The sequence below is a fragment of the Pseudomonas sp. PSE1(2024) genome, from assembly GCF_050990555.1.
GTDB classification, from domain to species: Bacteria; Pseudomonadota; Gammaproteobacteria; order Pseudomonadales; family Pseudomonadaceae; genus Aquipseudomonas; species Aquipseudomonas aphyarum.
Window position 1 is genome coordinate 38,948 of sequence record NZ_CP158967.1, and the last position, 16,653, is coordinate 55,600.

The window sequence follows — 16,653 nt, forward strand, 5'->3', positions numbered from 1 at the left end:
CACCAGGACGCCAGCTGATTGCTGGCGTCCTGGTTTAACACTCGCTCAAAGGAATACACATGGAATGGCTGACCAACCCTGAGATCTGGGTTGCCTTCTTCACCCTGACCGCCCTGGAAATCGTTCTGGGCATCGATAACATCATCATGATTTCGATCCTGGTCAGCCGCATGCCCAAACACATGCAGCAGCGCACCCGGATCTTCGGTCTTGGCCTGGCCATGATCACGCGGATCCTGTTGCTGCTGTCGATCACCTGGGTCATGCGCCTCACCGCCGACCTGTTCGAAGTGTTCGGCCAGGGCATTTCCGGTCGCGACCTGATCCTGTTCTTCGGTGGCCTTTTCCTGCTGTGGAAAAGCTCCCAGGAGATGTACCACGCACTGGAAGGTGAAGACGAAAGCGACGAGACGCCCGGCGGCAAGGGCGGCAATTTCCTCTACACCATCATCCAGATCGCGATCATCGACATCGTGTTCTCGCTGGACTCGGTGATCACCGCCGTCGGCATGGTGTCCCACGTTCCGGTCATGGTCGCGGCGATCATCGTTGCGGTACTGGTGATGATGCTGGCCTCGGGCAAGATCAGCGAGTTCATCGACAAGCACCCGTCGCTGAAAATGCTCGCGCTGTCGTTCCTGCTGGTGGTCGGCACCGTGCTGATTGCCGAATCGTTCGACGTGCACGTACCGAAAGGCTACGTCTACTTCGCCATGGCGTTCTCGCTGGCGGTCGAAGCGATCAACATCAAGATGCGCACCGCCATCGCGAAAAAACGCAAACAGCAGGATCCGGTGAAACTGCGCAAGGATATTCCGGGTCAGTAACCCGAACGCAGTGAATAGACAAAGGGGCCTTCGGGCCCCTTTGTCGTTTAGTTAATCCGGTGGACTTCTAATGAGTCACGGAAACCTTGATGTCGGTGGAAAGATACGAATTTTTAGACTCGACTAGTTAGTTTTTTACCACTTGTTATCCCAAACAAAGAGTGTTTATAGGGACATCATTTTTCAGCGTCATGGTATTCGAGACACACCAACCCGTTGTTTAGGTAGCGGCTGAAGCGAAAAAAATCCTACGTTGAATTGGAGGCGTTCCGTCATCGTAAATTCGTGAGTCCTAGGACAAGTCATATCTGAAGGTCAAATTTAATTTATCTTGCTCGATCGATAGTTTTTTTGAATGCTTAGCACTGTGTTTTCGCTGTGCAGATACCCATGCGTAAGCTAGGCTCGGGGTTGGAAATCATAATGTGAGCGCCATAAACGCTATTTGTATAAGAAATTAGGTACTTTTTCAGGGATTAGATATCAGATATGAATTATTTTATTGATACCGCTGTAAATATTGAGGGGAATAATAAGTTACGAACTCCGCAAATTGAGGCGTATCTTAAGATTAGATCGTTTTTTTCTGATGCTAATACTAAAGAGGCATTAGTTGTACTCCCGACAGGAACAGGTAAGAGCGGCTTGATTTCTATAGCACCATTTGGCACATGCAATGGCAGGGTACTAATTGTTACTCCGGGCCTAGTGACAAAAGATAGTATTAGGAAGACGCAGGAAGCGCTCTATGATAATTTTTGGATTAATTTTGATGTTTTGTTTAATCATCAGGATTTACCTATTACAGTTGAGTACTCAGCCGGTTTGCTTAGGCAGCATTTAGACGATAGCAATATCGTTTATTCAAATATTCAACAGCTGTCAAGCGGCCGTGAAAGCGCATTGATCAATGCAGTGGATCCAGATTACTTTGATCTTATAATTGTTGATGAGGCTCACCATGCTCCGGCTGATAGTTGGAAGCAGCTTCTAAGCTATTTCGGGAGTGCAAAAAAACTTTTTGTGACTGGAACGCCATATCGTGGTGACAATCAGGAGCTTCCAGGAACTCTAATCCATGAAACGCAGCTTTCGGAGGTTATGAGGGATAAGTATGTAAAATGGTTAAGGAAAGAGACTGTTAATGCACATTCTCTATTCTTTACTATTGCGGATTACCCCGGCCGAACCTTCACCCGAGATGAAGTTCTCGAGCTTAAAGATAAAGAGTGGATGGAGAAAAGTGTAGCGCTCTCAGAGGAATGCTCGAAGGATGTTATAAATCACAGTGTGCAGAAGCTGCGAGAGCTGAAAAACCAATCGCCTAAAGTTCCTCACAAAATTCTTGCGGTGGGTTGCAGCATTTTGCATGCTGAGAATCTAAAAGATTGGTACGGAGAACTTGGTCTTCAGGTTGCCTTAGTGCATAGCCAGATGGAGCCAGACGACGTTCTGTCCGAGCTTAGGCGCGTTGACGCCCATGAAGTAGATGTAGTGGTTTCGGTCAATATGCTGATGGAAGGATACGATCACAAGTATCTTACAATTTTATCTTTGTTCAGGCCGTACCGTAGTATTAATGCCTTCGCTCAAATTGTGGGGCGAGTGCTTCGGGCAATACCTCCTGAAGAAATTAGTGCATTTGAAATAGATAACAATGCTCTTATAATCTACCACCAGGAAACTGGCTTGGATGAAATGTGGCATATTTTCCAGAAAGAAGTTGATCGGGCGAAGCATCAAAGAACTAGGGATTATGAGTTCTTGGAGAGAGATTATGTCGAGCGCGATAGTTCGTTAGGCGGCGTTTTAACTGAATCGACTTTTGCAGGAAATTCTGAGTCTTATTTGGAGGATCTGGATTTTAATTTGCTTTTTAAGCAGAAGCGGCAAGAAATTAATGATGCTGCAGAGGCGCAATTAACTGAAATCCAGAAATCTGGTAATTTTGACGAGGAAACTTTAAGACGTTTCAAAGATGTACTGGTTGACGCGAAGACAAAAGAGGTTTCTCAGTATATAGATCCTAACTTAGTAGAAAAACGACCTGCGTTAGCACGGCAAGAGCTTCGAAAGATACTTGCAAAAAAAATTCAGGATGAATCCGCTAGTTTGCTGTCTGATCGTGGATTAGAAGACAAGGGGCTTGAACTTCATGGCTCTTTTAAAAGGATTATTAGCTATATCAAAACCGGCACACCTAATGATGGTGTGCTTGTCATTTATATTAATCACAAGCTATACTCCCGTTTCGGTAAGCGTGAGGCTTTAGAAAATAAGGCGTTAATGCAAGCATTAGATTATATTCCTGCAATTGTGGAAGAGTTGAGAGGTATGCTCCGGTGAACATTTCTATGGATAAAGCGATTCAGAATTTGCTTAATCTGCATTTGGCTCGGGGCGTTCAACCATCCGAACTAGTAGATAATCTTTTCGATTCTGAATACATAGACTTCAGTCTGAAGAAGAAAAATTCTTCTTTGGTACTCGAGCTTTCATATGTCGAGGAACTTGAGGAGTGTTCTCAGAAAATTTTTATGCGTTACACCTACAGTGCAGAAAAATATTTGAATCGGATTGAACAAAAAATAAGTTCAGGTAAGTTCTCCACGCAGTGGTGTAGGAACGAGGAAGTAACCAAAGCAATTGCTGCTATTAAAAATTGCCTATATCAGCAAGGGTTGTCCCCTGAGTCTGTCAATAAGATCTTAAGCACCCTACCTAGCGATTTAGTTGCGTCAGTAGGTGACAGGTTGAAGTTGGTTGCTTAGATTGTATTTGAAGTGTTTCGAATGCCAGTCAGTTGACTGGCATTTTTATTCTAAAATAGTAATTATCTAAGATAGGTTTGCGTCGTTTGCATCGTTTTATTTGCTATCGTTTTTTGTGAGTTTTTTCTTTTGGCACTATTGCGGTTTTTTCTAATTACGGTTGCCGGAAAGTTTCCATCAGAATCCCTTGTATCCGACCAAAACAGCTAACTGGTAGGTTTGGGGTTGAGTTTAGAAAATTAGAAATCCCGCCCTCGCGCCTAAACTGAAATCTGGCCCTATTTTTCATAGGGGGTGGCTAAGGGGGCTCCACATGAACCTGTTTTCATGACACTTTTGTTTCAATCCCCGCTTTAGCTGTGCAATGCTGGCGCCCAGACCGTTAGCCAACTACAGCTTAAGTATCAGAACGTAGAAGTTGCGCGGTACCGTCAACTTGCCCCTCTGGGGCGCTGCTATTACAGGGGGTCTGCATGCTCACCCTGCTCAATCTGCTCTCTGCCGTGGCCCTGCTGATCTGGGGCACGCACATCGTCCGAACCGGCATCCTGCGGGTGTACGGCACCAATCTGCGCCACGTGATCGGCCAGAACATGTCCAAACGCTGGCTGGCCTTTGTCGCCGGCATCCTCGTTACCGCGATGGTGCAGAGCAGCAACGCCACCGCCATGCTCGTGACGTCCTTTGTCGGTCAGGGCCTGATGGCGTTGACCCCGGCCCTGGCGACCATGCTTGGCGCCGACGTCGGTACGGCGCTGATGGCGCGGGTGCTGACGTTCGACCTGTCGTGGCTGTCGCCGCTGCTGATTTTCCTCGGGGTGATTTTCTTTCTGTCGCGCAAACAGACGCGGCTCGGGCAGATGGGCCGTGTGGCCATCGGGCTGGGTCTGATCATTCTGGCGCTGCAACTGATCGTCGAGGCGGCCGCGCCGATCACCCATGCCCAAGGGGTGAAGGTGATTTTCGCGTCGCTGACCGGCGATATCCTGCTCGACGCCCTGGTGGGCGCGCTGTTCGCGATGATTTCCTACTCAAGTCTCGCCGCCGTGCTGCTGACCGCCACGCTCGCCGGCGCTGCGGTGATCAGTCTGCCGGTGGCGATCGGTCTGGTGATTGGCGCCAACATCGGCAGTGGTGTGCTGGCGTTCATGAGCACCAGCATGCAGAACGCCGCTGGCCGGCAAGTTGCGCTGGGCAGCCTGCTGTACAAACTGATCGGGCTGCTGCTGATCATTCCGGTGCTCGACCCGCTGGTGCACTGGATCGACAGCCTGGATTTCAGCCCGCAGGAAATGGTCATCGGCTTCCACCTGCTCTACAACACCGCACGTTGCCTGATCCTGCTGCCGAGCGTCGGGCCGATGGCGCGGTTGTGCGCCTGGCTGCTGCCGGAGCGTCCGGAGGTCAACGGCACCGCCAAGCCGCGTCATCTGGATGCGACTGCATTGGTCACGCCGAGCCTGGCACTGGCCAACGCCGCTCGGGAAACCCTGCGCATGGGCGACCTGATCGACAACATGCTCGACGCGACCCTCGACGTGCTGCGCGGCAAGCAGACCGCCGTCACCCAGGAAATGCGCAAGCTGACCGATGACGTCGAAGCGCTGTACAGCGCGATCAAGCTGTACCTGGCGCAGATGCCCCGCGAGGATCTCGGCGAGCAGGACAGTCGGCGCTGGGCGGAGATCATCGAGCTGGCGATCAACCTCAAACTCGCCAGCGACCTGATCGAACGCATGTTGCGCAAGGTGCAGCAGCAGAAAACTTCGCAACGCCGGTCGTTTTCCGAAGACGGGCTGGAAGAACTGGCCGGCCTGCAACAGCAATTGATCGCCAACCTGCGGCTCGGGCTGTCGGTGTTCCTCAGCGGCGACAAGGAAAGCGCCCGTCAGCTGCTGCGCGAGAAACGTCGTTTTCGCGCACAGGAACGGCGTCTGGCCCACGCCCATGTCAGCCGGTTGCAACGTAAGATCGTGCAGAGTATCGAGACCAGTTCGTTGCACCTGGAGTTGATTGCCGACATGAAACGCCTGAACTCGCTGTTCTGCAGCAGCGCCTATGTGGTGCTGGAAACTTCCGATACCGGTGCGCTGGCGGCGGACGATATGGCTGACATCACGCATTCGCCTTGAACGTCTGGGGTTGTGGTCAGTCAGTAACTCAGAGTTCAGTCTCCAGGGCGCCTTCGCGAGCAAGCTCGCTCCCACATTTGAAATGCATTCCTTTGTGGGAGCGAGCTTGCTCGCGAAAGCGATCTGACTGACGACACGGATCTCCAATTCAGCCGTATGGAAGCTCGTTATGCGTTGCCTGTTGTTCGCCTGCCTGTTGCTCGGTTCCCTGCCCGCCTTCGCCCTGGATCGTTTTCAGGTTGAAGGCTATGCGCTGCCCAACGGTTTGCAATTGCTGCTCAAGCCCGGCACCGAGCGTGGGCACGTGGCGATCCGCTTGGTGATCGGCGTCGGTCTCGACGATTTCGACTGCAATGAAAAGGAGCTGCCGCACCTGCTCGAACACTTGCTGTTCAGCGGCATCGACGCCACCGGCGAAGGTGGCCTCGAAGAACGCATGCAGGCCCTCGGCGGCGACTGGAACGCCTTCACCAGCAACGCCGACACCACGTTCGTCATCGAAGCCCCGGCGAAAAACCAGCGCAAGGTCCTCGACCTGCTGCTGGACCTGCTGACCCAGACCCGCTTCGACGACAACGCGATCAACGCCGCCAAGCGAGTGGTCGAGCGTGAGGACGGCGGTCATTACACCCGTCTGCAACGCTTTCTCGATCGGCAGGATCTGGGCCACACCGCGAGCAACCAACTGGCGGTCGAACTGGGCCTCAAATGCCCGCAGCGGGCCGAGGTCGATGGCCTGACCCGCGAACAGCTGGAGAAGGTGCGCAAGGCCTGGTACGCACCGAACAACATGACCCTGATCGTCGTCGGCGACCTCGACAAACTGCTGCCGGCCTATCTGGAACGGGCATGGGGCGCGCTGGAAGCGGTCGACCCGAGCGAACATCGTCCATTGCCGGACATCCGCGCCAGCGCCGCTCACGAACGCACGATCACTCGCGGCTTCATCGGCAACAGCGCCAAGCTGCACTGGCTGGTGCCGGAGCCGGTGCTGGACGATCAGTACGACGAAACCTTCGACCTGCTCAAGGAATACCTGGAGTGGGCGCTGTATCGCCAATTGCGCCTGAACCACGGTTTGTCCTACGGGCCGTGGGCCGAGCGCGAAGTGTTCGGCGGCGTGGGTTTCATGAGCCTCAACGCCGACCTGGATCGCGGCGACATTGCCGAAGCCGAACAAGTGCTGGAAGACCTCAAGGCCGACCTGCTGAAAAACGGCCTCGATGCCGACACGTTCAATCGTTTGAAGCAAGCTGCCATCGCCCACCAGGCCTGGGCCGTGCAGGGCACCAGCGCCATGGCCGACTATTACTGGAGCGCCCTGGGCGACTACGAGGATGGCCGTTTTGCCGATCCTGCGCGGGAGCTGCAAGGCGTGACGTTGGAGGCGGCGAACAAGGCCATGCGCGAGTTGCTGCTGCAACCGGGCTATCTGCGGATCGAGAAACCGCTGCTCAGTGACGATCAGGTGTTGTGGCTGCTGGCGGGCGGATTGGGCGTGGTGGTGCTGATGCTGCTCGGCTGGCGCCTGCATCGGCGCAAATCCGTGCATCCAGACTGACCGGCAGCCTCGCCACACGGCCCGGCGGGCGGTACTCTGTCGGGGTTTTTTCCTCGACTGTCGTGAACCGCCCAAATGTCTAAATTGACCCTTCTGATCCAGCGCATTCTCGAACTGATGAAGCGCTACCCCGGGGTCATTGCGCTCGGCGGTTTCATCTCCGGGGTCGGCAGCTTCATTCTGGTCGACCGGCAACAGGGGCTGGCGAGCTGGATCACCACGATCATGCTGCTGAGCTGGATCTGGCTGATGCTGGAAAACAGCCTGACCAGGCTGTTCACGCGGATTTTCAAACGGGAAATCCCCCAGCCGCTGCTGCGTTACGCGACGCAGATGATCCACCAGGAAAGCCTGTTTTTCGTCCTGCCGTTCTTCTTCATCACCACCACCTGGAACAGCGGCCAGCTGTTTTTCACCGGGCTGCTGTGCATCGCGGCGCTGATCTCGATCGTCGACCCGCTCTACTACAAATGGCTGGCGCCACGGCGCTGGGCGTTCCTCGCGCTGCACACCCTGACCCTGTTCGCCGCCCTGCTCACGGCGCTGCCGGTGATCATGCACCTGACCACCTCGCAGAGCTTCAAATGGGCGCTGGGGATTGCGGTGGTGTTGTCGTTCCCGAGCCTGGCGTCGATATTCCCGATCCGCACCGTGCGCAATGCCTTGGCGATCCTGTGTATCACGGTCGGCATCGGTGGCGTGGGCTGGGTCCTGCGTTCGTGGGTGCCGCCAGCAACGCTGTGGATGACCGACGTGGCGATCAGCACCCAGGTGCAGGACCGGGTTCCGGGCGCCAGCCTCAAGGAAGTCAGCGCCGAGCAGATCCGTGGCGGCGGGCTCTATGCCTATACCGCGATCAACGCGCCGCGCGGGCTCGATGAGCGGATTTATCACGTCTGGCAGTTCAACGGCAAAGAGGTCGACCGCATTGCCCTCGACATCCACGGCGGGCGCAAGGAAGGCTACCGGGCCTGGACCCACAAGCAGAACTTCCCCGGCAACCCGGCGGGCAAATGGCAGGTGCGGGTGTTGACCGAGGACGGTCAGGTAATCGGCGTGCTGCGCTTCGAGGTCACGGACAGCACACCGACCAAAGAAAAGTAACCGTGTTCGTGCTATTACGTATGCCAGCGTATTCAGCCGAACAAGCACGGAGCTTATGACCAGCAGCCCAATGACCGGCAGTGCCCGCCTGGACACCTCGATCACCCCTGCCCGCCTGCGGGTGACCGGGGACTGGACGCTTGCCCACTACGCCGACCTCAAGCAACTGAGCGAAACGCTCCACGGCCAGTACGACGCCAACACCCCTATCGACCTCAACGGCCTCGGCGCCCTCGACACCGCCGGCGCGTCTCTGCTGGTGGAACTGCTCGGCTCGGAGCGGCTGGGCAAATCCGCCGAACACCCCGACTGCACGATTTCCAGCGCCGACCGCGCCTTGCTGCAAACCGTGTATCGCTCGCTGACCGACTTCTGCGTACCGATCAAGGAACCGGAAATCAGCGTCAGCGTGCAATTGCTGACCCGCATCGGCCGGGCCGTCGACACGGTCTGGCAAGACACCCTGCAATTGCTCGGCTTCGTCGGCCTGATCCTCGAAACCATCGCCCGCAGCCTGTTCCGGCCCAAGCGCTGGCGTATCACGCCGATGATTGCGCACATCGAACAGACTGGCCTCGACGCCGCGCCCATCGTCGCGTTGCTGACCTTTCTGGTGGGCGCAGTGGTGGCGTTCCTCGGGGCGACGGTGCTGGCCAGTTTCGGCGCCAGCGTGTTCACCGTGGATCTGGTGGGTTTCGCCTTCCTGCGCGAGTTCGGTGTGTTGCTCACGGCGATCCTGATGGCCGGCCGCACCGCCAGTGCCTTTACCGCGCAGATCGGCTCGATGAAGGCCAACGAGGAAATCGACGCGATTCGCACCCTCGGCCTCGACCCCATGGAATTACTGGTGGTACCACGGGTGCTGGCGCTGCTGGTGGCGCTGCCGATGCTGACCTTTCTGGCGATGATCTGCGGGATCGTCGGCGGCGCGGTGGTCTGCGCGGTATCCCTGGATATTTCGCCGGCGATGTTCCTGTCGCTGCTGCAAAGCGACATAGGGATTCAACATTTCCTGGTGGGTATGGTCAAAGCCCCGATCTTCGCGTTTCTGATCGCCGCCATCGGCTGTCTGGAAGGCTTCAAGGTCAGCGGCAGCGCCGAATCCGTTGGCGCCCACACCACCTCAAGCGTGGTGCAATCGATTTTCGTGGTGATCGTGCTCGATGCGGTCGCCGCGCTGTTTTTCATGGAGATGGGCTGGTGAGTCGTCTACCCCGCGCGCCCTCCGAGGCGGTGATCGAAGTCCGTGGCCTGTGCAATCGCTTCGGCAGCCAGAGCGTGCACGAGAACCTCGACCTCGACTTGTACAAAGGCGAGATCCTGGCAGTGGTCGGCGGCTCCGGCAGCGGCAAATCGGTGTTGCTGCGCAGCATCGTCGGCTTGCGCCGGCCCAGTGAAGGCATGGTCAAGGTGTTCGGCCAGAACCTGCCGAGCCTGCCGGAGCATGAGCGTTCGCTGATCGAGCGGCGTTTCGGTGTGCTGTTCCAGAAAGGCGCGCTGTTCTCGTCGCTGACCGTCACCGAGAATGTCGCCCTGCCCCTCATCGAACACGCCGGTCTGAGCCGCGACGACGCCGAGCATCTGGCGGCGGTGAAGCTGGCGCTGGCCGGGCTGCCGCTGTCGGCGGCGGACAAGTACCCGGCTTCGCTGTCCGGCGGCATGATCAAGCGCGCGGCACTGGCCCGGGCGCTGGCGCTGGATCCGGACATCCTGTTTCTCGACGAACCCACCGCCGGCCTCGATCCGATTGGCGCGGCGCAGTTCGACCAATTGATCCTGACCCTGCGCGACGCGCTGGGCCTGAGCGTGTTTCTGGTGACCCACGACCTCGACACGCTCTACACCATCACCGACCGCGTCGCGGTACTGGCGCAGAAGAAAGTGCTGGTGGCCGGTCCCATCGACGTGGTCTCGGAAACCGATGACGCGTGGATTCACGAATACTTCCACGGCCCTCGCGGCCGCTCGGCGCTGGACGCCGCCAAACAGCTCAACGAGGTCTGACATGGAAACCCGAGCCCATCATGTATTGATCGGCCTGTTCACGGTGATTGTGGTGGCGGGCGCCCTGCTCTTCGGTCTGTGGCTGGCCAAGTCCAGCGTCGACACCGAGTTCAAGGATTACGAAATCGTCTTCAACGAGGCGGTCAGCGGCCTGTCCCGCGGCAGCCCGGTGCAGTACAGCGGGATCAAGGTCGGCGATGTGGTCAGCCTGCGCCTCGACCCGCAGGACCCGCGTCGGGTGCTGGCGCGGATTCGTCTGGCGGGTGACACGCCGGTCAAGGAAGACACCCAGGCCAAACTGGCCCTGGCCGGGATCACCGGCACGTCGATCATCCAGCTCAGCGGCGGCACGCCAGAGAGTCCGAAACTCAAGGGCCATGACGGAAATCTGCCGACCATCGTCGCCTCGCCCTCGCCGATCTCGCGGCTGCTCAATGACAGCAACGACCTGATGAGCGGAGTCAGCACCCTGCTGAGCAACGCCAATCAGATGTTCTCCGCCGACAACATCGAGCGCGTGAGCAAAACCCTCCAGCATCTGGAACAGACCACCGGCTCAATCAACGATCAGCGCGGCGACCTGCGTCAGGCCATGCAGCAACTGGCGACGGTCGGCAAACAGGCCGGCAACATGCTCGAACAGACGTCCGCGCTGATGCGCAACGCCAACGGTCTGCTCAACGATCAGGGCAAGCAGGCCCTGGGCAGTGCTGAACAGGCGATGAAATCCCTGGAGCAAAGCAGCGCCACCATCAACGGCCTTTTGAGCAAGAACCAGAACTCCCTCGACAGCGGCATGCAGGGCCTCAACGGTCTGGCCCCGGCGATCCGCGAACTGCGTGAAACCCTGAACTCGCTGCGCGCCATTTCCCAACGCCTGGAGGCCAACCCCAGCGGTTACCTGCTGGGCAGTGACAAGAACAAGGAGTTCACGCCATGAAGCTGACTCGCCTCGCCCTCCTCGCCGGCTTCACGCTGATCAGCGCGTGCTCGATCCTGCCCAAGTCCGAGCCGCTGGATGTCTATCGCTTGCCAGCCGCAGAGGCGCCCGCTTCGGCCGGTTCGGCGGCGGCTCAGCACTGGTCGCTGCGTCTGAACAAACTGCAGGCCAGCGAAGCGCTGAACCGGCCGGGCATCGCGGTGATTCCCCAGGGTGACGTGATCAGCACTTATAAGGCCTCGCGCTGGAGCGATCCGGCGCCGGTGCTGGTGCGCAATCGGCTGCTGGATGGCTTCCAGCGGGACGGGCGTATATCGCTGTTGAGCACCGACGACAGCAATTTCCAGGCGGACCTGGAACTGGGCGGCAGCCTGCAGGCATTTCAGACCGAGTATCAGGGCACGCAGGCCAGCGTCGTGGTGCGGGTCGATGCATTGCTGGTGCGTGGCTATGACCAGCGGATTCTCGCCAGTCGCCGTTTCGAAGAACGTCAGCCGCTCAATGATGTGAAGGTCCCGGCGGTGGTGGCCGGATTCGGTCAGGCCAGTGATCGCCTCACCGCGAAGGTGGTGGCGTGGGCGGTGGAGCAAGGGCAGAAAGTTGCCCCACCTGCCCGGCCTTGAGCCTTAACCGAAGAACCAGTAGCAGACGCCGATAGCGCCGAGCACGCCCGCGAGCTCGGCCAGCAGCGCGCAACCGACGGCATGCCGGGCGCGCTGGATGCCCACCGCGCCGAAGTACACCGCCAGCACGTAGAACGTGGTTTCGGTGCTGCCCTGAATCGTTGCGGCCACCAGCGCCGGGAAGCTGTCCACGCCCGAGGTCTTCATCGTTTCGATCAGCATCGCCCGGGCGGCGCTGCCGGAGAACGGTTTGACCATGGCGGTCGGCAGCGCATCGACGAAGCGCGTGTCCCACCCTGCCCACTCCACCAGATGGCGGATACCGTCGAGGCCGAAGTCCAGTGCGCCTGACGCGCGCAATACGCCGATCGCGCAGAGCATCGCCACCAGATACGGCAGCAGATTCTTGGCGACGTCGAAACCTTCCTTCGCGCCCTCGACGAACGCTTCGTAAACCTTCACCTTGCGCAACGCGCCGATCACCAGGAACAGCATGATCAGGCCGAACAGCGTCAGGTTGCCGAGGATCGACGACAGGCCCGCCAGCGCAGTGGCCGACATCGTCGCGAGCAACGCCATGAAGCCGCCGAGGATCAGCGCGCCGGGAATCAGGTAAGCCAGCACCACCGGGTCCCAGACCCGCAGGCGCTGCATGAAGGCCACCGACAGGAAGCCGACGATGGTCGAGCAACTGGTGGCCAGCAGGATCGGCAGGAACACCAGCGTCGGGTCCGGCGCGCCTTGCTGGGCGCGGTACATGAAGATCGTCACCGGCAGCAGGGTCAGGGACGAAGCGTTGAGTACCAGGAACAGGATCTGCGCGTTGCTGGCGATGGTCGAGCTGGGGTTGAGCTCTTGCAGCGCCTTCATCGCTTTAAGGCCGATCGGTGTGGCAGCGTTGTCCAGGCCCAGGCCGTTGGCGGCGAAGTTCAGGGTGATCAGGCCGATGGCCGGGTGCCCCGCCGGCACTTCCGGCATCAGCCGCAGGAACAGCGGGCCCAGCGCTTTGGCCAGCCATTCGACGATCCCGGCTTTCTCGGCGATGCGCAGAAAGCCCAGCCACAGAGTCAGCGTGCCGAACAGCAGCACCATGACTTCGACCGACAGCTTGGCCATGGCAAAAATGCTTTCCACCATCGCCGCGAAGATCCCGGCGTTGCCGCCGATCAGCCATTGCCCCAGCGCCGAAACGGCTGCCACGATGAAGAAGCCAAGCCACAGGCCATTAAGCATCAGTCAAATCCCCCGGAAGATGCGGCGAATGATAGCGGGGTCGCCAGAAACGACAAACCCCGGATTTCTCCGGGGTTTGTCAGGGTGCCTGGCGGGCGGGGATCAGTTGTTCGAAACGTCACCGGCCGGCAGTTTTTCCTTGCTGCGCCAGTGCGGCAGCGAGTTCCAGTAGCGCTGGCCCTTGGCGTCGTCGTACATGCCTTCCCAACGGGCGATGACCAGTACGGCGAGGGCGTTGCCGATCACGTTGAGGGCGGTACGCGCCATGTCCATCACACGGTCGACACCGGCGATGAAGGCCAGGCCTTCCAGCGGGATACCAACGCTGCCCAGAGTGGCCAGCAATACCACGAAGGACACGCCCGGTACGCCGGCGATACCTTTGGAGGTCACCATCAGGGTCAGGACCAGCAGCAGTTGCTGGCTGATCGACAGGTCGATGCCGTACAGCTGAGCAATGAAGATCGCCGCGATGGACTGGTACAGGGTCGAACCGTCGAGGTTGAACGAGTAGCCGGTCGGCACCACGAAGCTGCAGATGGCTTTCGGTGCGCCGTAGGCTTCCATCTTCTCGATCACGCGTGGCAGCACGGTTTCCGAGGAAGCGGTGGAGTAAGCCAGCACCAGCTCATCCTTGAAGATGCGCATCAGCTTGATCACCGAGAAGCCGAACATCTTGGCGATCAGGCCCAGAATCACGAAGGCGAAGAAGGCGATGGCGACGTAAACCAGGATCACCAGCTTGGCCAGCGGCAGCAGCGAAGCGAAACCGAAGTTGGCCACGGTCACCGCGATCAGTGCGAACACGCCGATCGGGGCGTAGTTCATGATCATGTGGGTGACTTTGAACATGCTTTCCGAGACGCCCTGGAACATCTTCACCAGCGGCTCGCGCAGGTCCGACTGCAGGCTCGACAGACCGAGACCGAACAGCACGGAGAAGAAGATGATCGGCAGCATCTCGCCGCGAGCCATGGCCGCGAAAATGTTCGACGGAATCAGGTTGAGGATGGTCTCGATGAACGCGTGTTCATGCTGCACTTCGGCGGCGGTCGCCTGGTACTTGGAGATGTCCACAGTGCCCAGGGTGCTCATGTCGATGCCGGCACCCGGATGGAACAGGTTGGCCAGCAGCAGGCCGACGACGATGGCGATGGTGGTGACGATTTCGAAGTAGATGATGGTCTTCAGGCCGATGCGCCCGAGCTTCTTGGCGTCGCCCACGCCGGCGATGCCGACGATCAGGGAAGAGATGACGATCGGGATCACGATCATCTTGATCAGACGGATAAAGATATCGCCTGCCGGTTGCAGGACGTTGCTGATCCACCAGGCCTTCTCGGCACTGAAATGGTTGAGCAACGCACCGATTGCAATCCCCAACACCAGACCGATGAGGATCTGCCAGGCGAGGCTAAGCTTTGCCTTCTTCATTATCTTTACCCTTACTTGCGTTTGACTCAGGCACATGCAGGAACTGGAACGCTCTTTAGCGGAAAAGTCTGTGCATCTGCCTCCGTATAAGGTGCCCCGAAGCGCGTGTTTACGGCTCTCCGGCAGGCGAAAAAAGGCGCAACTATTCCGATGCAAGGTTGCGCCGTCTAATGCCGTAAACGCCTACCCTATGCCGAATCGGCATGAGTTTTTTTAAATGAAACTGGCGTCCCAACCGGTTCGAATACGACATTTCGGCAGGCATAAGTGCCGTGAACCGGCCATTACAGCGTAGGTTGGTTATTTTTTGAACGAGTGATTTCGACGAAAAATTTAGGAAAAAGCCTACGTTCGGAAACTAAAAGTCCGACTTACTCGATCGACTCTTTCTCGATATACGGTCGCGAGGAAACACCGCGAAATGCTTTCGCATGCAGTGTGAGCGATAAAAAAGACGAGCAGAACGCTCTGGATCAACGTTTTGTCACGTTGAAAGCTCAGCGCAAGTCCGTCGAACCGCTCCGGTTGGCGAACTTGCGTCGCAGCTTTTACCCTGACCCGGCCCTCATCGCAGGCACTCCCTGTACCCGTAGGTCACTCCGACCCTGTAACAGTCAGAACGTCCCGGCCCCCTGGTCATGCACCGGCCTTCCTCGGGCGGGTGCAATGGAGGACAGCCTTTCAGCTGCCCTCATGTTCAATACCAGTTCGGATCTTTCTTCAGCGTTTCCATCAACAGATCCTGCATGCCCTGGTCGGGCTTGCCGAGGAAGCGGTAGGTGGCATGTCGCGTTGGCGACTTGTCCGCCGGCAGTCCTTCGGGCACATCGACCAGCATGGCGTAAGCGTGTTTCTTGTCGAAGCTGAAGGCGACGATCAGGCGGTGGTTGAGGCATTTGTCCTGCGATTCGCAGAGCGGCCCCACCAGATACTGATCGCCATCTTCAGTCACGGCATTCATCTGTTGGTCCGGCGCGCCGGAGAGGTTCATCACCCATTCCGGCAGGCGTTCTTCCTTCTTCACCACGCCTTCCCAGGTTTCCCTGTATTGCGGGTCGGAACTCAACAGTTCGTTGACCCGCGCCTGGCCGTCATTGGCCGCCATCGCCATGGCACTACCGCCCAGAAGCAGGGCGGCTGCCAGTGTCTTTAAACCCTTCATGTTCAACCTCGACCGCGACGGCCAAAGAAGAAGGAAGCGATGAACATCACCAGGAACACGACAAAGAGAATCTTGGCGATACCCGTGGCGGTGCCCGCGATACCACCGAAGCCCAGTACTGCAGCGATGATGGCAATGATCAGGAATGTGATTGCCCAGCTCAACATGGTGATTCTCCTTGCTTCTATTTAGGGGTGTTGCCGGTCTCGGCGCGGGGGCGCCCAGATTCGTTGATCAGAAAACCCAGCGTTCTTCACGGGGCATGTCGCCCAGTGGCTGTGGCTGGTCGACGTCCATCATGCGCATCGCGCCGTTGTCGGTCTGGCTGCTGCTGACGGCGCTGAAGTGCGTCTGCGTCGCGTGTTGCATGGAAATCAGGGGCTCAGGTTGCTGACTCTGCTCCCAGCGCAGGTATTGCTGGCAGGCGATCAGCGTGATCAACAGCGCAAGTGCGCCAAACAGGGCCTGCTGCAAGTGCAGTGGCGAGATACGCATTTGGGCGGCACGTGGGCGAGTCATCCTGGGTTCCTCACTCTTATTCGGTTGGGGCAGTGCATTTCTGCCCGGGCTGAGAGAGTTATTGCAGCCTGCATGCCAGCTTTTTTGTTTGAAAAAACCCAATAAAATCAAATAGTTACAGATGTTGTGAAAATTCCTGACGACGCATCCTGCACGATGGCCCTCGCAGGGTCGTGCGTAATGCACGATTATTTCGTAGGAGAAATCATTCTTTTTGAATTGAGGGCAGGGTGCGGATGTCAGAAAAGGAGGCAGGAAACCGCCTTGAAACTGTGCGATGTTTAAAAAATCAACAAAATCAGCGGATTAGCCGTGAGGGCAGGAGAGAGCTACCCTGCTATGA

The 16,653-nt window shown here is 57.7% G+C and carries 15 protein-coding genes; 10 read left to right on the plus strand and 5 right to left on the minus strand.

Going from position 1 to position 16,653, the window contains the following annotated elements; all coding sequences use genetic code 11:
• The first annotated feature begins 59 nt into the window (after positions 1-59).
• The 10 genes from ABTV87_RS00185 to ABTV87_RS00230 all read left to right on the plus strand — a co-directional run bounded on the left by ABTV87_RS00185 (position 60) and on the right by ABTV87_RS00230 (position 11,962).
• Positions 60-827: a TerC family protein gene (locus ABTV87_RS00185; protein WP_007954068.1), complete on the plus strand. Its 768-nt coding sequence runs from the start codon at positions 60-62 to the stop codon at positions 825-827.
• A gap of 489 nt (positions 828-1,316) precedes the next feature.
• Positions 1,317-3,173, plus strand: coding sequence for a DEAD/DEAH box helicase (locus ABTV87_RS00190; RefSeq protein WP_433898802.1), 1,857 nt, complete (start codon positions 1,317-1,319; stop codon positions 3,171-3,173).
• A gap of 8 nt (positions 3,174-3,181) precedes the next feature.
• Complete coding sequence (locus tag ABTV87_RS00195) at positions 3,182-3,598, plus strand: hypothetical protein (RefSeq protein ID WP_433898803.1); 417 nt, start codon at positions 3,182-3,184, stop codon at positions 3,596-3,598.
• A gap of 473 nt (positions 3,599-4,071) precedes the next feature.
• Positions 4,072-5,730 (plus strand): Na/Pi cotransporter family protein, encoded by a 1,659-nt coding sequence (locus tag ABTV87_RS00200; protein ID WP_007954067.1) that lies wholly within the window; start codon positions 4,072-4,074, stop codon positions 5,728-5,730.
• A 169-nt stretch (positions 5,731-5,899) separates the two neighbouring features.
• Complete coding sequence (locus tag ABTV87_RS00205; RefSeq protein ID WP_085606377.1) at positions 5,900-7,291, plus strand: M16 family metallopeptidase; 1,392 nt, start codon at positions 5,900-5,902, stop codon at positions 7,289-7,291.
• Between the two features lie 75 nt (positions 7,292-7,366).
• Complete coding sequence (locus ABTV87_RS00210; protein WP_007954065.1) at positions 7,367-8,395, plus strand: DUF5924 family protein; 1,029 nt, start codon at positions 7,367-7,369, stop codon at positions 8,393-8,395.
• Positions 8,396-8,450: 55 nt separating this feature from the next.
• Positions 8,451-9,599 (plus strand): MlaE family lipid ABC transporter permease subunit, encoded by a 1,149-nt coding sequence (locus ABTV87_RS00215; RefSeq protein ID WP_433898804.1) that lies wholly within the window; start codon positions 8,451-8,453, stop codon positions 9,597-9,599.
• A complete protein-coding gene (locus ABTV87_RS00220; RefSeq protein ID WP_007954063.1) occupies positions 9,596-10,399 on the plus strand; it encodes an ABC transporter ATP-binding protein in 804 nt (267 codons plus the stop codon). The genes ABTV87_RS00215 and ABTV87_RS00220 overlap by 4 nt, the downstream gene beginning before the upstream one ends.
• A 1-nt stretch (position 10,400) precedes the next feature.
• The gene (locus tag ABTV87_RS00225) at positions 10,401-11,339 is read left to right on the plus strand and encodes an MlaD family protein (protein WP_127796495.1); all 939 of its coding nucleotides are present in this window, start codon (positions 10,401-10,403) and stop codon (positions 11,337-11,339) included.
• Positions 11,336-11,962 (plus strand): ABC-type transport auxiliary lipoprotein family protein, encoded by a 627-nt coding sequence (locus ABTV87_RS00230; protein WP_221534972.1) that lies wholly within the window; start codon positions 11,336-11,338, stop codon positions 11,960-11,962. Before ABTV87_RS00225 ends, ABTV87_RS00230 begins: the two co-directional genes overlap by 4 nt.
• Before the next feature lie 3 nt (positions 11,963-11,965).
• Here the strand turns inward: ABTV87_RS00230 and ABTV87_RS00235 are convergent, their stop codons facing one another.
• The 5 genes from ABTV87_RS00235 to ABTV87_RS00255 all read right to left on the minus strand — a co-directional run bounded on the left by ABTV87_RS00235 (position 11,966) and on the right by ABTV87_RS00255 (position 16,310).
• Positions 11,966-13,195, minus strand: coding sequence for a nucleoside recognition domain-containing protein (locus ABTV87_RS00235; protein WP_007954056.1), 1,230 nt, complete (start codon positions 13,193-13,195; stop codon positions 11,966-11,968).
• Between the two features lie 102 nt (positions 13,196-13,297).
• A complete protein-coding gene (gltP, locus tag ABTV87_RS00240; RefSeq protein ID WP_007954055.1) occupies positions 13,298-14,629 on the minus strand; it encodes a glutamate/aspartate:proton symporter GltP in 1,332 nt (443 codons plus the stop codon).
• A 697-nt stretch (positions 14,630-15,326) separates the two neighbouring features.
• Positions 15,327-15,791, minus strand: coding sequence for an inhibitor of vertebrate lysozyme family protein (locus ABTV87_RS00245; protein ID WP_007954053.1), 465 nt, complete (start codon positions 15,789-15,791; stop codon positions 15,327-15,329).
• Between the two features lie 2 nt (positions 15,792-15,793).
• Positions 15,794-15,958 (minus strand): DUF1328 domain-containing protein, encoded by a 165-nt coding sequence (locus ABTV87_RS00250; RefSeq protein ID WP_003177151.1) that lies wholly within the window; start codon positions 15,956-15,958, stop codon positions 15,794-15,796.
• 67 nt (positions 15,959-16,025) lie between these two features.
• The gene (locus tag ABTV87_RS00255) at positions 16,026-16,310 is read right to left on the minus strand and encodes a hypothetical protein (RefSeq protein ID WP_433898805.1); all 285 of its coding nucleotides are present in this window, start codon (positions 16,308-16,310) and stop codon (positions 16,026-16,028) included.
• Positions 16,311-16,653: the final 343 nt, after the last annotated feature.